Below are 17,532 nucleotides of genomic sequence, written 5' to 3' on the forward strand. Positions count from 1 at the left end.
CAGCCCGGCAGGCCCGGGCGCGCGGCCTCAGCTGGCGTCGCGTGGCAGCAGCAGGCCCAGGGGCAGGCAGATGCGCGCCTCCAGGCCGCCGCCGGAGCGGTTGCGCAGCTCCACGCTGCCGCCGTGCAGGGCGGCGATGCGCTTGACAATGGCCAGGCCCAGGCCGGTGCCCTTGCCGCCACGGGCGCGGTCGCCGCGGATGAAGGGGTTGAAGATCTCGCCCATCTCCGCCTGGGCGATGCCGGGGCCGCGATCCAGCACGCTGAGCACCACGTAGGGCGCGCTGTCGTCGCCGGCCAGGCTGGTCACCACCTCGACGTTGTGCCCGCCGTAGCGCAGGGCGTTGTCCAGCAGGTTGACCAGCAGGCGCTTGATCGACACGCGACGCAGCGGGAAGGCCGGCACCCGCTCCAGGCACAGGCGCACGCGCTCTTCCTGCTGGTTGTAGGGCGCCACCGCCTCGCGCACCAGCTCGTCGAGCGCCAGCGGCTCGGGCTTCTCGTCGCGGCCGTCGCGGATGAAGGCGAGGAACTGGTCGAGGATGGCGTCCATGTCCTCGATGTCGCGGATCATGTCCTCGCTCATCTCGGCATCGCCGCCGAGCATCTCCAGCGACAGGCGCAGGCGGGTCAGCGGCGTGCGCAGGTCGTGCGACACCCCGGCCAGCATCAGCTCGCGCTCGCGCGCGCCCTGCTCTATGTCCTCGGCCATCTGGTTGAAGGCGCGATACACCTCGGTCATCTCGCTCGGCGTGTCGCTCACCGGCAGGCGCACGCTGCGCCCCTGGCCGAACTGGCGGGCGGCGAACACCAGGCGCTTGAGCGGGGCATTGAGCTGGCGCACGAAAATCCAGGCTGCCGCGGTGGACAGCAGGCCGATGCCGAGGAACCAGCCGAGCACGCTCCAGATCTTCTGCCCGCGCAGCGGGTGCGGATAGAGCGGCACCTTGAGCCAGTCGTCACCCAGGCTCGGCGCGCGCACCCAGAGCGCCGGCGGGCTCTGCACGCGCACCCGCACCTCGGTGTCCGGGCCCAGCTCGGCCTGCATCTGGCGCAGGAAGATTTCCGAATAGGGCCAGTGCTGCTCGGTGGCCGGCACCTGGTCGCTGGCCACCCGGGTCAGGGTCGCCGCCTCGGCGATATGCGCGCGCTCCTGCGGGGTCGCCGCCCAGTAGGCGCGCAGGGTCAGCGCCGCGCCGTGGCTGTACTGGCGGTCGACCAGCACGTCCTCGTTCATCATCAGGTAGACCAGGGTCAGCGCCTTGGAGAACAGCACGACGATCAGCACCAGCCACAGGGTGCGGGCGAAGAAGCTTTGCGGGAACCAGACGGGGGTTTTCAACAGCTGCAAGCCTCAAGCTGCAAGCGGCAAGTGAAAGCTGCCTGCACTCCGATCACTTGCGGCTTGTGGCTTGCAGCTTGCGGCTTCATTTGCTTCCGTCCGGCACGAACACATAGCCCACGCCCCACACCGTCTGGATATAGCGCGGCTTGGATGGGTCCGGCTCGATCAGCCGGCGCAGGCGGCTGATCTGCACGTCGATGGAGCGCTCCAGGGCGTCCCACTCGCGGCCGCGCGCCAGGTTCATCAGCTTGTCGCGGGTCAGCGGTTCGCGGGCGTGCTGGACCAGGGCCTTGAGCACGGCGAACTCGCCGGTGGTGAGCATGTGCAGCTCCTCGCCCTTGCGCAGTTCGCGGGTGGCCAGCGACAGCTGGTAGTCGCCGAAGCTGACGACCTCGTCCGCGCTGGCCGGCGCGCCCGGCACCAGCGGCGCCTGGCGGCGCAGCACGGCCTTGATCCGCGCCAGCAGCTCGCGCGGGTTGAACGGCTTGGCCAGGTAGTCGTCGGCGCCGCCTTCCAGGCCCTGGATGCGGCTGGCCTCGTCGCCCTTGGCGGTGAGCATGATGATCGGCACCTGGTTGTTCGCCGCACGCAGGCGGCTGCAGGCGGACAGGCCGTCCTCGCCGGGCAGCATGAGGTCGAGCACCAGCAGCTGGAACAGCTCGCGGGCCAGCAGGCGGTCCATCTGCTCGACGTTCTCCACCGCGCGCACGCGGTAGCCCTGCTCGCTGAGGAAGCGCTCCAGCAGGCGGCGCAGGCCGGGGTCGTCGTCGACGATCAGGATCTTTTCGCCTTCCGGCGCAGCAGCGGTGCTCATGCGGTTTCCCCTCTGACAATGGGCGCATTATGGCCGATGGCCGCCGCCGCCCGGGCCGGCCATTGTTAGCAGATTTTTCCCTCGAACGGTTCCCATCGCCTTTCGGGGCGATGTTTATAATGCGGCGCTTGTGCACCGGCGCGGCCGGACCCCGTTTCCCTGCAGATAGGTTTTATGGACAGCATCAACAAGCGCATCGCCGCCGAGCTCGGCGTCCTCCCGCAACAGGTCGCCGCCGCCGTGGCCCTGCTCGACGAAGGCTCCACCGTGCCCTTCATCGCCCGTTACCGCAAAGAGGTCACCGGCAGCCTGGACGATACCCAGCTGCGCCACCTGGAAGAGCGCCTGCGCTACCTGCGCGAGATGGACGAGCGCCGCGCGGCGATCCTCGCCAGCATCGAGGAGCAGGGCAAGCTGACCCCCGAGCTGAAGCGCGAGATCGATGAGGCCGACACCAAGACCCGTCTGGAAGACCTCTATCTGCCGTACAAGCAGAAGCGCCGCACCAAGGGCCAGATCGCCCTGGAGGCCGGCCTCGGCGAGCTGGCCGACGCGCTGTTCGGCAACCCCGAGCTGAATCCGGAAAGCGAAGCCGAGCGTTTCATCGACGCCGAGAAGGGCTTCGCCGACGTCAAGGCCGTGCTGGAAGGCGCCAAGTACATCCTCATGGAGCGCTTTGCCGAAGATGCCAGCCTGCTCGACAAGCTGCGCTCGTTCCTGAAGAGCGAGGCCACTCTGAGCGCCCGCGTGGTCGCCGGCAAGGAGGCCGAGGGCGCCAAGTTCAGCGACTACTTCGAGCACGACGAGCCGCTCAAGAACGTGCCGTCGCACCGCGCCCTGGCGATCTTCCGCGGGCGCAACGAGGGTGTGCTCGGCGCCAGCCTCAAGGTCGGCGAAGAGGCGCCCGGCACCCTGCACCCCTGCGAGCTGATGATCGCCGAGCGCTTCGCCATCGAGCAGCGCGGCCGCGCCGCCGACAAGTGGCTGGGCGAGGTGGTGCGCTGGACCTGGAAGGTCAAGCTCTATACCCACCTGGAAACCGACCTGCTCGGCGAGCTGCGCGAGAAGGCCGAGGACGAGGCGATCACAGTGTTCGCCCGCAACCTGCACGACCTGCTGCTGGCCGCCCCGGCCGGCCCGCGTGCCACCCTGGCGCTGGACCCGGGCCTGCGCACCGGCTGCAAGGTCGCCGTGGTCGACGCCACCGGCAAGGTGCTGGAGACCACCACCGTCTACCCGCACGCGCCGCGCAACGACTGGGAAGGCACCCTGGCCATCCTCGCCAGGCTGTGCGCCAAGCACGCGGTGGACCTGATCTCCATCGGCAACGGCACCGCCAGCCGTGAGACCGACAAGCTGGCCGCCGACCTGATCAAGGCCGTGCCGGGCCTCAAGCTGACCAAGGTGATGGTGTCCGAGGCCGGCGCCTCGGTGTACTCCGCCTCCGAGCTGGCCGCCCGCGAGTTCCCCGACATGGACGTGTCGCTGCGCGGCGCCGTGTCCATCGCCCGCCGCCTGCAGGACCCGCTGGCCGAGCTGGTGAAGATCGACCCGAAATCCATCGGCGTCGGCCAGTACCAGCACGACGTGTCGCAGCTCAAGCTGGCGCGTTCGCTGGACGCGGTGGTCGAGGACTGCGTGAACGCCGTCGGCGTGGATGTGAACACCGCCTCCGCCGCCCTGCTGGCGCGCATCTCCGGCCTCAACGCGACCCTGGCCAATAACATAGTTACGTTCCGCGATGCCAACGGCGCGTTCAAGAGCCGCGCCGAGCTGAAGAAGGTGCCGCGCCTGGGCGACAAGACTTTCGAGCAGGCCGCCGGTTTCTTGCGCGTGATGAACGGCGACAACCCGCTGGACGCCTCGGCCGTGCACCCGGAGACCTACCCGCTGGTGCAGCGCATCGCGGCGGACACCGGTCGCGATATCCGCTCGCTGATCGGCGACTCCGCCTTCCTGCGCAGCCTGGATCCCAAGCGCTTCACCGACGAGAGCTTCGGCCTGCCGACCGTCACCGACATCCTCAAGGAACTGGACAAGCCCGGCCGCGACCCGCGCCCGGAGTTCAAGACCGCCGAGTTCCAGGACGGCGTCGAGAGCCTCAAGGACCTCAAGCCGGGCATGGTGCTGGAAGGTGTGGTGACCAACGTCACCAACTTCGGTGCCTTCGTCGATATCGGCGTGCACCAGGACGGCCTGGTGCATATCTCGGCGCTGTCGGAGAAGTTCGTCAAGGACCCCTACGAGGTGGTCAAGGCCGGCGATATCGTCAAGGTCAAGGTCATGGAAGTGGATATCCCGCGTAATCGAGTGGGGCTGTCCATGCGCATGAGCGACACCCCCGGCGAGAAGGTCGAGGGCCCGCGCGGCGGCCGTGGCAATGGCCAGGGCCGTGGCGGCAACCAGCCGCGCAGCGAGCGCCACTCCAGCCAGGACAAGCCGGCCCCGGCCAATGCGGCCATGGCCGCGCTGTTCGCCAACGCCAAGCAGCTGAGGAAGTAAGCCATGAGCGACCAGTCCGCGGTGGGCCAGGACAGCAACTTCAGCCGCCTGCTCGGCATCCGCATCCTGCGCGCCGAGAACGGCGAGGCCGAGCTGCGCATGTGCATGCAGGAGCAGATGCTCAACCTGCACGGGCGCATGCACGGCGGCGCGCTGTTCTCTCTGATCGACACCGCCCTCGGCCAGGCCAGCCACAGCCTGTTCGGCGGCGAGGCCGGCAGCATGACCCTGGAATGCAAGATCAACTACATCCGCGCCGTCGAGGACGGCGAGGTGCAGTGCATCGCCAGGGTCATCAACGCCGGGCGCAAGGTACACGTGATCGAGGCGCGCGCCAGTCAGGGCGACAAGCTGGTGGCCAGCGCCCAGGCCACCTTTATCTGCAAGTAAGGGTCGCCACCCGGCATTGCGTCGAGCGGCCCGCTCGGCGCATGCTCGCCTTCCCGCGGTGCGACTTGCAGAGTCGAGTCAACGTCCCCATATACGGGCGACCGTCGAGTGAAGGAACCCGAATCTTGAGCGATCTCCTTTCCCGCCGCCTGGCCTTGCTCGGCGACACTGCCCACCTGCCCCTGCTCACCCAGTGCCTGCACGGCATCGAGCGCGAGACCCTGCGCGTCACCGAGCGCGGCGAGCTGGCCCGCAGCGACCACCCCGTGGCGCTCGGCTCGGCGCTGACCCATGGGCAGATCACCACCGATTATTCCGAGGCGCTGCTGGAGTTCATCACCTCCGCCGAGCAGGATCCGGCGGCGACCCTGGTCGAGCTCGAGCGCATCCATCGTTTCGCCGCCAGCCAGCTGGATGGCGAGTACCTGTGGAGCCCGTCGATGCCCGGCCTGCTGCCGGAAGAGGCGGACATTCCCATCGCCCGCTACGGCAGCTCCAATATCGGCCGGCTGAAGTACGTGTACCGTCGCGGCTTGGCCCTGCGCTACGGCAAGACCATGCAGTGCATCGCCGGCATCCACTACAACTTCAGCCTGCCCGAGGCGCTCTGGCCGCTGCTGCAGGGGCTCGACGGCGAGGCCGGCAGCGTGCGCGACTACCAGTCGGCCGCCTATATCTCGCTGATCCGCAACTTCCGCCGCTACAGCTGGCTGCTGATGTACCTGTTCGGCGCCTCGCCGGCGCTGGACGCCAGCTTCCTGCGCGGCCGCCCGCACCAGTTGCAGCGCCTCGACGCCGACACCCTGTACCTGCCCTGGGCCACCAGCCTGCGCATGAGCGACCTGGGCTACCAGAGCAGCGCGCAGTCCGGCCTGACCCCCTGCTACAACGACCTGGCCAGCTATATCGACAGCCTGCGCGCGGCCGTGGCCACGCCCTATCCGGCCTATGCCGAGCTGGGCACCCACGATGCCGATGGGCAGTGGCAGCAGCTCAATACCAACATCATCCAGATCGAGAACGAGTACTACTCGAGCATCAGGCCCAAGCGCGTCACCCAGTTAGGCGAGCGGCCGATCCAGGCCCTGAGCAGCCGTGGCGTGCAGTACGTGGAAGTGCGCTGCCTGGATATCAATCCCTATCTGCCGCTGGGCATCGACCTGGACCAGGCGCGTTTCCTCGATGTCTTCATCCTCTATTGCGCCCTGCGCGGCAGCCCGCTGCTGGCCGACGGCGAGTGCCACGCCTGCACCGACAACTTCCTCAAGACGGTCAAGGAGGGGCGTCGTCCCGGCCTGCATCTGCAGCGCAGGGGCGAGCAGATCGAGCTGCGCGCCTGGGCCGGCGAGCTGCTGGACGCCTTCGCCGCCATCGCCGAACTGCTCGACCGCGCCTATGGCGGCGAGGACTATCGGCGCGCCCTGCGGCTGCAGCGGGCCAAGGTCGAGGATGTCGAGCTGACACCGTCGGCGCGCATCCTGGCCGAGCTGCGTGAGCGCGGCGAGAGCTTCCGCGCCTTTGCCCTGCGCCAGAGCCAGGCGCATGCCGAGACCTTCCGTAGCCAGCCGCTGAGCGCGGCCGAGGCGCAGGAGTTCCAGCGCCTGGCGCGCGAGTCGCGGGCCGCGCAGGCCGAGCTGGAGCGTTCGGCCAGCGATGATTTCGACGCCTTCGTCGCCGCCTACCAGGCCAGCATCCTCGACAGGGGCATTTGAAATCAGGGCTTTGGCGAACGAGTCGGTGCCGGCCGCGGCATTGCGTCACAAATCCGCCGCCTCGACCGTTCGCCCCTGACCAGCGGTAAGCCGCGCTGTCGGTCACCGGCTAGCCTGTGGGGAAACCCGCCTCGACGATTGCCATGGACGATCACGACTGGAGCCTGGAAAGCCTGACCAAGGCCTACCAGCAAGGCTATATGGCCGGCCTCACCGGCCAGCCGCGGCTACGTCAGCCCTACCCCGTGGAGGTGCTGGCCGCCGCCTGGGAGGCTGGCTGGGACGACGGCAACGAGCAGTTCGAGCTGCACCAGCGGCGCAGCGCCTGAATGCCGGGCAAAAGCCAAGAGGGCCGCAAGCGCGGCCCTTGTCGTTTCAGCGCGGTGATGCCGCTCCTACCCCCACAAGCCTATCCAGGCCTTCCTACAACGCCTTCTCGAATATCTTCGAATTGCGCTGGTAGTTGTACAGCGAGGCGCGCGCCACCGGCAGGCGCTCGACGCCGCTGGCCTCGAAGCCGCGCTCCTGAAACCAGTGGGCGGTGCGGGTGGTGAGCACGAACAGGGTCTTCAGGCCCAGCGCCCGGGCGCGCTCCTCGATGCGTTCGAGCAGCTCGTCGCCGCGTCCGCCATGGCGGTATTCGGGGTTGACCGCCAGGCAGGCCAGCTCGCCGCTGTCCGAGTCGGCGATGGGGTAGAGCGCGGCACAGGCGATGATCAGGCCGTCGCGCTCGACGATGCTGAACTGCCCGATCTCGCGCTCCAGCACCTCGCGCGAGCGGCGCACCAGGATGCCCTGATCCTCCAGCGGGGTGATCAGCTCGATCAGCCCGCCGACGTCCTCGATGGTCGCCTCGCGCAGCGACTCGAACTGCTCCTGGTCGACCAGGGTACCGCCGCCGTCGCGGGTGAACAGCTCGGTGAGCAGCGAGCCGTCCTCCATGTAGCTGACGATATGGCTGCGCTTGACCCCGGCGCGGCAGGCCTGGGCGGCGGCGCCCAGCAATTTTGCCTGGTGGCAGCTGCCCAGGCGCGCGAGGTGCGCCGGTACCTGCTGCGGACGCAGTTCGCGCACCAGCTTGCCGCTGTCGTCGAGCAGGCCGCGTTCGGCGGAAAACAGCAGCAGCTTGTCGGCCTGCAGGTCGATGGCGGCGCGGGTGGCGACGTCCTCGCAGGCCAGGTTGAAGATCTCCCCGGTGGGCGAGTAACCCAGTGCCGAGAGCAGCACGATGCTGCGCTCGTCGAGCAGGCGGCCGATGCCCTTGCGGTCGACCCGGCGCACCTCGCCGGTGTGGTGGTAGTCGATGCCGTCGACCACGCCGATCGGCCGCGCGGTGACGAAGTTGCCGCCGGACACGCGCAGGCGCGCGCCATGCATGGGCGAGGCGGCCATATCCATCGACAGCCGCGCCTCGATGGCGATGCGCAGGCGGCCGACGGCGTCGATCACGCAGTCCAGGGTCGGCCCGTCGGTGATGCGCAGGTCGCGGTGGTAGCGCGGGGTCAGGCCGCGCTCGGCCAGGCGCGCCTCGATCTGCGGGCGCGAGCCATGCACCAGCACCAGGCGTACGCCGAGGCTGTGCAGCAGCACCAGGTCGTGGATGATATTGCCGAAATTCGGATGTTCCACGCCCTCGCCGGGCAGCATGACCACGAAGGTGCAGTCGCGGTGGGCGTTGATATAGGGCGAGGCGTGGCGCAGCCAGTTGACGTAGTCGTGCATGTACAAGCCTGTCGGGCAGAGGACGAAGGGGGATTGGCTTCCGCAGGGGAAGAGGGTCGGCCTAGCTTCGTCGCAACATCAGGAGCTCCTCGATGACAGGGCGGGGTTACAGGCAGTAGTGCTGGATCAGCTGGCGCAGCAGCTGCACCGTGGGTTCGATGCGCGCCAGCTCGAGAAATTCATTCGGCTGATGGGCACAGGCGATATCGCCGGGGCCGAGGACCAGGGTCTCGCAGCCGAGCTGCTGAAGATACGGAGCTTCGGTGCCGAACGCCACCGCCTGCGCCGCATGCCCGGTGAGCTTCTCCGCCAGGTGTACCAGCTCGCTGTCGGCGCTCTGCTCGAAGGGCGGCACGTTGTCGAACAGCGGCGCGTAGTCGATCCGAACCCGATGGCGCTCGGCCAGCGGCTGCAGCTTGGCGTTGATCGCCGCGCGCAGCTGCTGCGGGTCCATGCCCGGCAGCGGGCGCAGGTCGAACTCCAGGGAGCACTGGCCGCAGATGCGGTTGGGGTTGTCGCCGCCGTGGATGCAGCCGAGGTTCAGCGTCGGCGTCGGCACGCCGAATTGCGGGTTGCTGAACTCGCGCTGCCACTGGGCGCGCAGCGCGCGCAGCTCGCCCATCACGTCGTGCATGGCCTCCAGGGCGCTATGGCCGAGGCTGGGGTCGGAGCTGTGGCCGCTCTGCCCGAGGATGTCGATGCGCTCCATCATGATGCCCTTGTGCAGGCGGATGGGCTGCAAACCCGTCGGCTCGCCGATCACTGCGGCGCGTCCCAGTGGCCGGCCGGCATCGGCCAGGGCGCGGGCGCCGGCCATCGAGCTCTCCTCGTCGCAGGTGGCCAGCACCAGCAGCGGCTGCTTCAGCGGCTGGCCCTGCAGGCCGCGCACGGCCTCGATCACCAGCGGGAAGAAGCCCTTCATGTCGCAGACGCCGAGGCCCAGCCAGCGGTCGCCCTGCTCGGTGAGCCTGAGCGGGTCGCTCTGCCACAGCTCGGCGTCGAACGGCACGGTGTCGCTATGGCCGGCCAGCACCAGGCCGCCGGGGCCGCTGCCGAGAGTCGCCAGCAGGTTGGCCTTGCCCGGCGCCACGTCCTGGATCTCGCAGGCGAAGCCGAGCGCGCCCAGCCAGCTGGCCAGCAGGTCGATGACGGCGCGGTTGGACTGGTCCCAGTGCGGCTGGGTGCAGCTCACCGAAGGGGTGGCGATCAGCGCGGCGAACTGGTCTTTGAGGGATGGCAACGACATCGGCGGTCTCCGCGGGGGATGGCCCATGATAGGGCCATCGCCGTCGCGGAATAAACCCGCCTGGCGAAGGGCTTCTTAGAGGAAGATGCCGCGCAGGATCAGGAAGAACAGGATCGACAGGCCGGCACCGATCGGCAGGGTGATGATCCAGGACATGAAGATCGAGCCGATCACGCCCAGGTTCAGTGCGCCGATGCCACGGGCGATGCCGATGCCGAGTACGGCGCCGACCAGGGTGTGGGTGGTGGACACCGGCAGACCGATGGCCGAGGCGCCGACCACGGTGGCGGCGGTGGCCAGCTCGGCGGCGAAGCCGCGGCTGGGGGTCAGCTCGGTGATTTCCTTGCCGATGGTGGCGATCACCTTGTAGCCGTAGGTGGCCAGGCCGATGACGATACCGATGGCGCCGAGCAGCAGCACCCAGCCCGGCACGGCGGACTTGGCCGCCACCTCGGCGGCGCCGCCGGCCGAGATCACCCCGACCACGCCGGCCAGCGGGCCGACTGCGTTGGCCACGTCATTGGCGCCGTGGGCGAAGGCCATGGAGCAGGCGGTGAAGATCATCAGCACGGCGAACACGCGCTCGACGCTGGCGAAGTGGAAAGCCTTGTCGGCCTCCTCGTCGATCTTGATGCGGCTGAGGATGGCGATCCCGAGCAGCATCACCAGGGTACCGACGCCCACCGACAGCAGCAGGCTCTGCTGGCCGGAGAGATTCAGGCCGATGTGCTTGAGGCCCTTGGACAGGGTCATGATCGACACCATGAAACCGGTGAGGAACATGTACAGCGGCACGAAGCGCTTGGCGTTCTTGAACGGGCTGTCGGTGTTGATGATCAGCTTCTGCACGCTCATGAACAGGCCGAAGGCGACCAGGCCGGACAATACCGGCGAGACCACCCAGCTGGCGACGATCGGGCCGACCGACTCCCAGTGCACTGCATCCATCGACACGCCGACGGCGGCGAAGCCGATCACCGCGCCGACGATGGAGTGGGTGGTGGACACCGGCCAACCCTTGCGGGTGGCGATCAGCAGCCAGGTGCCGGCGGCCAGCAGCGCCGACATCATGCCCAGCACCATCAGGTCGGGGCTGATGGCCTTCGCGTCGACTATGCCGTTCTTGATGGTTTCGGTGACTTCGCCGCCGGCCAGGTAGGCGCCGCAGAACTCGAAGACCATGGCGATCAGGATCGCCTGCTTGATGGTCAGCGCACGCGAGCCGACCGAGGTGCCCATGGCGTTGGCCACGTCGTTGGCGCCCACGCCCCAGGCCATGAAGAAGCCGAACAGGCAGGCGAGTACCAGGAGTACGAAGCCGTAATCCGCAATAAGAGACATAAGTAGTTTTACCTGTTATCCCAGAAAGGACACTGGCGCTCAGCGCGCCAGCAGTTGTTCCAGACGGTTGCCCACGCGCTGGGCACGGTCGGCGACGTCGCCGACCCAGTCGATGATCTGGTAGAGGAACATCACGTCCACCGCCGGCATGTCCTTCTCCAGCTTGAACAGGGTGCGGCGCACCTCGATCTGCAGGCGGTCGGTGTCGTCCTCGATGCCGTCCAGCTCCTCGACCAGGGTTTCCACCAGCTTGGCCTCGCGTCCGCCGAAGCCGGTCTCCAGCAGTTCGTCCAGCTCGTTCATGGCCTTCAGCGCCTGGGCGCTGGCGTCCACGGTGCGCTGCACGAAGGCGCGGATCAGCGGCTGCAGTTCGGCGGGGATGGCCATCTCGCGGCCGAGCATCAGGCCGGCGATGTCCTTGGCTTTATTGGCCACTTTGTCCTGTACACTGAGCAGCTCCAGCAGGTCCGAGCGCGGCACCGGCAGGAACAGGCTCTTCGGCAGGTTCAGGCGCACGCTCTTCTTGAGCTTGTCGGCTTCCTTCTCCAGACGCACCATTTCCTGCTGCACCCGCGCGACCTCGGCCCAGTCCTGCGCCATCACCGCTTCGAAGAAGGGCATCAGGTTGGCCGCACACTCATGCGCCTTGGCGATGTGTTGCTGCATGGGACCGATCGGCGAGCGACCGAACAGGCTGACGAAGGGATTGGTTGGCATGGGGGAAGTCCCTGCGGGAAAAGGGCCGCGATTATAAGTGGCCAGAGCCCGGTGGCCAATGCGATACATCGGACTGCAACAAATTTATGATAGGCGCCCCGTGAACAAAGAAACCGAAATCAAGCTGCGCATCAGCCGCGAAACCCTGGCCGCCCTGCGCGAGCACCCGTTGCTGAAGAAGCGCAACAAGTCCAGCTGGCAGCGCTGCGAGCTGTTCAACCAGTATTTCGACACCCCGGCCCGCGACCTGGCGGCCGCCCGCGTGGCGTTGCGCCTGCGTCGCGACGGCGAGCAGCTGATTCAGACCCTGAAGACGCGCGGCCAGAGCGTGGCGGGCTTGTCCGAGCGCAACGAGTGGGACTGGTACCTGAACAAGGCCAAGCTGGACACCAAGCTGCTCGGCGACGACTGCTGGCCGGCCAGCCTGGCCGAACTGGACAAGAACAGCCTGCAGCCGCTGTTCACCACCGATTTCGTCCGCGACAAGGCGGAGATCGCCTGGGGGCGCGGCAAGGCCAGGACGGTGATCGAGGCGGCCCTGGACCTGGGCAAGGTGATCGCCGGCGAGGGCGAGGAAGAAATCTGCGAACTGGAGCTGGAGCTGCGCCAGGGCGAGCCACAGGCCCTGCTCGAGCTGGCCTGCGAGCTGGCCGCCGATCTGCCGCTGATGCCCTGCGACATCAGCAAGGCCGAGCGCGGCTACCGCCTGTTCGATGCCGCCAGCTATCACCTGAGCCTGCCGGCCCCGGCACTGAGCGCCGAGATGAGCCTGGACGATGCCTTCGCCGCCCTGGCCTGGCACCTGCTCGGCAGCAGCCAGCGCCTGGCCGAGCAGTACCGCTTCAACGGCCACTGGAAACTGCTGGAGCAGTGGCTGCAGCAACTGGTCGACCTGCGCGCCCTGCTCGGCAGCCTCGGCCAGGCCGCGCCACGTGCCAGCAGCCGCGAGCTGCGCGAGGCACTCGACGCGCTGCTCGGCGACTGGCGTCCGCGCCTGGCCGCCGGCCACAGCGACGAGGCGCTGCGCCACAACGCGCCGGCCATGTTCGCCGGCGAGCTGCAGGGCAATCGCTGGGGCCTGTTCTCCCTGCGCCTGTCGCGCTGGCTGCTGGCGCGCGCCTGGACGGTCGAGCGCAATGCCCGTGGTCAGCGCCAGGGCGCGGCGGCTTTGGGCAACTGGCTGCCGCACCTGCTGGCCGAGGAGGCCGAGGGCCTGCGCCTGAAGCACTACCAGCAGTTCCCCGAGGCGCTGGCCGAGCAAATGCCGCGCATCGAGCGCCTGCAGGTCTGGCTGCGCCTGGCCCGTCAGGTGCCGGAGCTGCCGGAGCTGGATCGCCTGTACGGCGAGCTGGGCAAGCTGCAGGCCCTGGCCGGGCAGGAGGGCGACGGCGAAGTGCTGGCCGCTCGCCAGGCGCAGGCCCATACTGTGGCGACGCTCAAAGCCTGGAAACTGCTGCTGAAATAAGCTGCACACCCCCTCGCCACCTATAAAGGGAGCTCCATGTCCACCCTCGCTTCGCATGCCCAGGATCGCTGGCTCGATCTCAACGACATCCTCCGCGAGCTGGTGGCCCAGGGGCGGGTGTCCCAGGAGAGCGCCGAGCAGTGCATGGTGCTGCGCCGGGCCTCGAGCAACGCCCAGCTGCACCCGCTGGAGTTCCTCGCCGCGCAGCAGGTCGACGACCTGCAGCGGCCGGGCAAGAAGCACGACCTGGAAGGCCTGACCGTGTGGCTGGCCAACCATGCCGGCCAGCCCTACCTGCGCATCGACCCGCTGAAGATCGACGTCGCCGCGGTCACCCCGCTGATGTCCTATGCCTTCGCCAGTCGGCACAAGATCCTCGCCGTGGCCGCCGACGCCGAGGCGGTCACCATCGCCAGCGCGCAGCCCTTCGTGCACGCCTGGGAAAGCAACCTGACCCATGTGCTCAAGCGCCCGATCAAGCGGGTGGTGGCCAACCCGGCGGACATCCAGCGCTTCACCACCGAGTTCTACCGCCTGGCCCGCTCGGTGACCGGTGCGACCTCGCAGGACATCAAGATCAGCGGCGTCGGCAACTTCGAGCAGCTGCTCAATCTGGGCGCCAGCGACCAGGAGCCGGACGCCAACGACGCGCACATCGTCAACATCGTCGACTGGCTGTTCCAGTACGCCTTCCAGCAGCGCGCCAGCGATATCCATATCGAGCCGCGCCGCGAGATCGGCAGTGTGCGTTTCCGCATCGACGGCGTGCTGCACAACGTCTACCAGTTTCCCGCCCAGGTCACCATGGCGGTGGTCAGCCGCCTCAAGCACCTGGGGCGGATGAACGTGGCGGAGAAGCGCAAGCCGCAGGACGGCCGGGTCAAGACCAAGACTCCGGACGGCGGCGAGGTCGAGCTGCGCCTGTCGACCCTGCCCACCGCCTTCGGCGAGAAGATGGTGATGCGTATCTTCGACCCCGAGGTGCTGCTCAAGAGCCCCGATCAGCTGGGCTTCTCGCCGGATGACCTGCGCCGCTGGGAGAGCATGACCTGCCAGCCCAACGGCATCATCCTGGTCACCGGGCCGACCGGCTCGGGCAAGACCACCACCCTATACACCACGCTCAAGCAACTGGCCACCGACGAGGTGAACGTCTGCACCATCGAGGACCCGATCGAGATGATCGAGGGCGCCTTCAACCAGATGCAGGTGCAGCACAACATCGACCTGACCTTCGCCAGCGGCGTGCGCGCGCTGATGCGCCAGGACCCGGACATCATCATGGTCGGCGAGATCCGCGACCTGGAGACCGCCGAGATGGCCATCCAGGCGGCGCTCACCGGCCACCTGGTGCTCTCCACCCTGCACACCAACGATGCGCCGAGCGCCATCACCCGCCTGCTCGAACTGGGCGTGCCGCACTACCTGCTCAAGGCCACCGTCCTCGGCGTCATGGCCCAACGCCTGGTGCGCACCCTGTGCCCGCACTGCAAGGCGCCGGTGGAACTCAGCGACGACGACTGGCAGAGCCTGACCAAGCCTTGGAGCGCGCCGCGGCCGACCCAGGCGCAGCGTGCCGTCGGCTGCCTGGAGTGCCGCGACACCGGCTACCGCGGCCGCGCCGGAGTCTACGAGATCATGCTGCTGAACGACAACATCAAGCCGCTGATCACCCACGACACCGACCTGATCGCCCTGCGCCGGGCGGCGTTCAAGGACGGCATGCGCAGCCTGCGCCTGTCCGGCGCGCAGAAGGTCGCCGCCGGCCTGACCACGGTCGAGGAAGTGCTGCGGGTCACCCCGCAGAGCGAGCAGAAGTAGCGCGGCTCATCAGCCCTTGTCGGGCAGCGGGCGCAGGGCGCTCTGCAGCAGGCGCGGCGACTTGCAGGCCAGCAGCGCGGAGCGGTTCAGCCAGCGCGGGTCGGCGTGCCAGGCCAGGAGAAACTGGCCGCCCTTGAGCTTATCCACCACCAGTCGCGCCACCTCCGGGCGCACCGCCGGGCAGCCCAGGCTGCGGCCGATGCGCCCGTGCTTGCTGACCATTTTGGGGTTCACATAGGCCGCGCCATGAATGACGATGGCGCGCTGGCGCGCCAGATCGTTGATGCCGGGGTCCAGGCCATCCATGCGCAGCGAGTAACCGTGCTTGCCGAAGTAGCTCTCGGCGGTGCGGAACAGGCCCAGGCTGCTCTGATGGCTGCCCAGGCGGTTGGAGAATTGGCTGGCGTAGTTCTCCCCGGACAGGCGGCCGTGGGCCACGTAGTCGCGCAGCAGCAGGCGGCGCTGCTGCAGATCGAAGATCCACAGGCGGCGGGCAGTGGAGGGCTGCGAGTAATCGATCACCGCCAACCGGCGGGCGGGCTCGGCGCCGTGCTCGACCGCGCACTGCATGGCCGCCACGGCATCGCGCAGGGCCTGCGGATTGAGCCCCGGGGCGACGCGCGCCAGCTCTTCGGCCAGGGGGGAGGGGGCCGCCAGCAGCGGTGCACAGAATAGATAAAGCCCCGCCAGGCAGAGCCGGCCAACTCGTCCGAACATTCGCGCATACCTCTGAAAAGCACGTGCTCCTTCGCGGCCCTGACCAAGCGTCGACAGTCCCCCGGTCACAAGATCCGACCTCGATCCACCTATACTTGACGCTGTCGTGGCGCCTGTCCAGAGGGCGCCTGGGTCATGGACCGGAGCAGTATGTTGCTCAAAAAACGTACATCCTACCCGAGCATCGCCTTGCTCGCCCTGCCGCTGGTCGCCCTCGGCATGGCGCCGGACGCTCCCCTGCCGGAGCCCGTCGCGGTGCCCTGCGCGGTCCTGCATCCCGCTCCGGACGCTAGCGCGCGCCAGCTGCTGGACGACTTCTACCGCGAGCGCAACCAGTTGCCCGCCTGGGCCGACGAACACCAGCGCGACTGGTTGCGGGCCGAGCTGGGCGCCCTGGCCGACGATGGCCTGAGTCCGGCCGACTACCCCCTGCCGCCCGCCTACGATGCCTGCTCGGAGCGGCAGCTCAGCCTGAGCTACCTGCGCGCCCTGCTCGACCTGCGCCGGGGGCGGCAGCCGGCGCTGGCCGCGGCCGGGCTCTGGCATGCGCCGAGCGAGGTGCGTCCCGACCCCTATCGCGCCGTGCTCGCCGCCGCGCGGAGGCATGCGGGCGATCCGACCGCCGCCTTCGCCGCCGCGCGCCCCAGCTCGCGGCGCTATCTCGACCTGCGCGCCTTCTATGCCTTTGCCCGGCGCCAGCCGCCGGCCGCGTGGCAGGCGTTGCCCGACGGCCCGCTGCTCAAGCCGGGGCGGCCCGACGCGCGGGTGCCACTGCTGCGCCGGCGCCTGGCGGCCGAGGGTTACCTGGCCGCTAGCGAGGTGGCGACGGATGAGTTCGACCCGGCCACCGTGCTCGCCCTGCAGCGCTTCCAGCGCCGCCACGGGCTGCGCGACGACGGCCTGCTCGGCCCCGCCAGCCTGGCCGAGTTGAACGTCGGCCCCCTCGCGCGCCGCGACCAGCTGCGCGCCAATCTGGAACGCCTGCGCTGGCGCGTCGACGACTTGCGCGAGGCGCGGGTGCTGATCAATGTCGCCGCCGCCGAGCTCAGCGTGATCGACGGCGACCGCGAGCTGTGGCGCACCCGCACCCAGGTCGGCCGCCCGCAGCGCGCCACGCCGCTGCTGGCCTCGCGCATCGAGCGGCTGACCCTCAATCCGACCTGGACGGTGCCGCCGACCATACTGCGCGAGGACAAGCTGCCGGCCATCCGCGCCGACCTCGGCTACCTGCAGCAGCACGAGCTGAGCGTCTACGACCAGCAGGGCAGTCTGCTCGACCCGCAGCGGGTGGACTGGGAGAAGCCGGGGCCGATCCTGCTGCGCCAGGCCGCCGGCCGCAACAACCCGCTCGGGCGGGTTGCGCTGCGCTTCGCCAATCCCTTCTCCGTCTACCTGCACGACACGCCGAGCCAGGCGCTGTTCGACAGATCGCCTAGGCTGTTCAGCTCCGGCTGCGTGCGCATCGAGGCGGTCGACGAGCTGCTGCCCTGGCTGCTGGCCGAGGACGAGCTGGCGACGGTGCGCCGGCGCATCGCCAGCGGCGAGACCCAGGGCCATCGCCTGAGTCGCCCGGTGCCGCTGCTGATCGGCTACTGGACCGCCGAGGTCGACGCCGACGGGCGGCTGCGCTTCTTTCCCGACATCTATGGGCGCGACCCCGCGCTGCTCGCCGCGCTACACGGCGAGCACCCCTGATCCGAGTGTGGCGCTATGCTTATCCCGCACATCCAGGCAAAGGAGC

General features: G+C 68.7%; 14 protein-coding genes. 7 read left to right on the plus strand and 7 right to left on the minus strand.

All coding sequences use genetic code 11. The features are described 5' to 3' along the window. Positions 1–27: 27 nt before the first annotated feature. Both AAFN46_RS16005 and ompR read right to left on the minus strand, forming a co-directional pair. The gene (locus AAFN46_RS16005; RefSeq protein ID WP_347809693.1) at positions 28–1,341 is read right to left on the minus strand and encodes an ATP-binding protein; all 1,314 of its coding nucleotides are present in this window, start codon (positions 1,339–1,341) and stop codon (positions 28–30) included. 85 nt (positions 1,342–1,426) lie between these two features. After that, positions 1,427–2,158 (minus strand): two-component system response regulator OmpR, encoded by a 732-nt coding sequence (ompR, locus tag AAFN46_RS16010; protein ID WP_347809694.1) that lies wholly within the window; start codon positions 2,156–2,158, stop codon positions 1,427–1,429. A 174-nt stretch (positions 2,159–2,332) separates the two neighbouring features. On the opposite strand from ompR, the gene AAFN46_RS16015 reads away from it, so the two are divergent. The 4 genes from AAFN46_RS16015 (at position 2,333) to AAFN46_RS16030 (ending at position 7,091) form a co-directional block, all read left to right on the plus strand. Then, positions 2,333–4,660, plus strand: coding sequence for a Tex family protein (locus AAFN46_RS16015; RefSeq protein WP_347809695.1), 2,328 nt, complete (start codon positions 2,333–2,335; stop codon positions 4,658–4,660). A 3-nt stretch (positions 4,661–4,663) separates the two neighbouring features. Further along, on the plus strand, positions 4,664–5,050 hold the full coding sequence (locus tag AAFN46_RS16020) for a PaaI family thioesterase (protein WP_347809696.1): 387 nt from the start codon (positions 4,664–4,666) through the stop codon (positions 5,048–5,050). A 125-nt stretch (positions 5,051–5,175) separates the two neighbouring features. Then, on the plus strand, positions 5,176–6,762 hold the full coding sequence (gshA, locus tag AAFN46_RS16025) for a glutamate--cysteine ligase (protein WP_347809697.1): 1,587 nt from the start codon (positions 5,176–5,178) through the stop codon (positions 6,760–6,762). Positions 6,763–6,905: 143 nt separating this feature from the next. Then, positions 6,906–7,091: a ribosome modulation factor gene (locus tag AAFN46_RS16030; protein ID WP_347809698.1), complete on the plus strand. Its 186-nt coding sequence runs from the start codon at positions 6,906–6,908 to the stop codon at positions 7,089–7,091. A 94-nt stretch (positions 7,092–7,185) separates the two neighbouring features. Here the strand turns inward: AAFN46_RS16030 and argA are convergent, their stop codons facing one another. The 4 genes from argA to AAFN46_RS16050 all read right to left on the minus strand — a co-directional run bounded on the left by argA (position 7,186) and on the right by AAFN46_RS16050 (position 11,788). Then, the gene (gene argA, locus AAFN46_RS16035) at positions 7,186–8,484 is read right to left on the minus strand and encodes an amino-acid N-acetyltransferase (RefSeq protein ID WP_347809699.1); all 1,299 of its coding nucleotides are present in this window, start codon (positions 8,482–8,484) and stop codon (positions 7,186–7,188) included. Positions 8,485–8,590: 106 nt separating this feature from the next. Further along, the gene (gene argE, locus AAFN46_RS16040; RefSeq protein WP_347809700.1) at positions 8,591–9,730 is read right to left on the minus strand and encodes an acetylornithine deacetylase; all 1,140 of its coding nucleotides are present in this window, start codon (positions 9,728–9,730) and stop codon (positions 8,591–8,593) included. Positions 9,731–9,805: 75 nt separating this feature from the next. Further along, positions 9,806–11,071 carry an inorganic phosphate transporter gene (locus tag AAFN46_RS16045; RefSeq protein WP_347809701.1) on the minus strand — a complete coding sequence of 422 codons (1,266 nt, stop codon included), beginning with the start codon at positions 11,069–11,071 and terminating at the stop codon, positions 9,806–9,808. 39 nt (positions 11,072–11,110) lie between these two features. Further along, on the minus strand, positions 11,111–11,788 hold the full coding sequence (locus AAFN46_RS16050) for a TIGR00153 family protein (RefSeq protein WP_347809702.1): 678 nt from the start codon (positions 11,786–11,788) through the stop codon (positions 11,111–11,113). A gap of 100 nt (positions 11,789–11,888) precedes the next feature. On the opposite strand from AAFN46_RS16050, the gene AAFN46_RS16055 reads away from it, so the two are divergent. Together AAFN46_RS16055 and AAFN46_RS16060 are read left to right on the plus strand one after the other, a co-directional pair. Next, the gene (locus AAFN46_RS16055; protein ID WP_347809703.1) at positions 11,889–13,253 is read left to right on the plus strand and encodes an inorganic triphosphatase; all 1,365 of its coding nucleotides are present in this window, start codon (positions 11,889–11,891) and stop codon (positions 13,251–13,253) included. A gap of 36 nt (positions 13,254–13,289) precedes the next feature. Continuing rightward, complete coding sequence (locus tag AAFN46_RS16060) at positions 13,290–15,074, plus strand: GspE/PulE family protein (protein WP_347809704.1); 1,785 nt, start codon at positions 13,290–13,292, stop codon at positions 15,072–15,074. A gap of 9 nt (positions 15,075–15,083) precedes the next feature. Here the strand turns inward: AAFN46_RS16060 and AAFN46_RS16065 are convergent, their stop codons facing one another. Beyond that, positions 15,084–15,791, minus strand: a complete 708-nt coding sequence (locus AAFN46_RS16065; RefSeq protein WP_347809705.1) for a murein L,D-transpeptidase catalytic domain family protein — start codon at positions 15,789–15,791, stop codon at positions 15,084–15,086. A gap of 150 nt (positions 15,792–15,941) precedes the next feature. Between AAFN46_RS16065 and AAFN46_RS16070 the strand changes: the two genes are divergently transcribed. Further along, entirely contained in the window at positions 15,942–17,486 is a 1,545-nt protein-coding gene (locus tag AAFN46_RS16070) for a L,D-transpeptidase family protein (protein WP_347809706.1), read from the plus strand. Positions 17,487–17,532: the final 46 nt, after the last annotated feature.

This window comes from Pseudomonas sp. CAU 1711, from assembly GCF_039888625.1.
GTDB lineage: Bacteria > Pseudomonadota > Gammaproteobacteria > Pseudomonadales > Pseudomonadaceae > Aquipseudomonas.

Coding starts and splice junctions, on each gene's coding strand:
- AAFN46_RS16045 (WP_347809701.1), bottom strand. CDS start 11,071: ATGTCTCTTATTGCGGATTACGGCTTCGTACTCCTGGTACTCGCCTGC.
- AAFN46_RS16060 (WP_347809704.1), top strand. CDS start 13,290: ATGTCCACCCTCGCTTCGCATGCCCAGGATCGCTGGCTCGATCTCAAC.
- AAFN46_RS16020 (WP_347809696.1), top strand. CDS start 4,664: ATGAGCGACCAGTCCGCGGTGGGCCAGGACAGCAACTTCAGCCGCCTG.
- AAFN46_RS16070 (WP_347809706.1), top strand. CDS start 15,942: ATGTTGCTCAAAAAACGTACATCCTACCCGAGCATCGCCTTGCTCGCC.
- argE (WP_347809700.1), bottom strand. CDS start 9,730: ATGTCGTTGCCATCCCTCAAAGACCAGTTCGCCGCGCTGATCGCCACC.
- AAFN46_RS16030 (WP_347809698.1), top strand. CDS start 6,906: ATGGACGATCACGACTGGAGCCTGGAAAGCCTGACCAAGGCCTACCAG.
- AAFN46_RS16050 (WP_347809702.1), bottom strand. CDS start 11,788: ATGCCAACCAATCCCTTCGTCAGCCTGTTCGGTCGCTCGCCGATCGGT.
- AAFN46_RS16065 (WP_347809705.1), bottom strand. CDS start 15,791: ATGTTCGGACGAGTTGGCCGGCTCTGCCTGGCGGGGCTTTATCTATTC.
- ompR (WP_347809694.1), bottom strand. CDS start 2,158: ATGAGCACCGCTGCTGCGCCGGAAGGCGAAAAGATCCTGATCGTCGAC.
- AAFN46_RS16015 (WP_347809695.1), top strand. CDS start 2,333: ATGGACAGCATCAACAAGCGCATCGCCGCCGAGCTCGGCGTCCTCCCG.
- argA (WP_347809699.1), bottom strand. CDS start 8,484: ATGCACGACTACGTCAACTGGCTGCGCCACGCCTCGCCCTATATCAAC.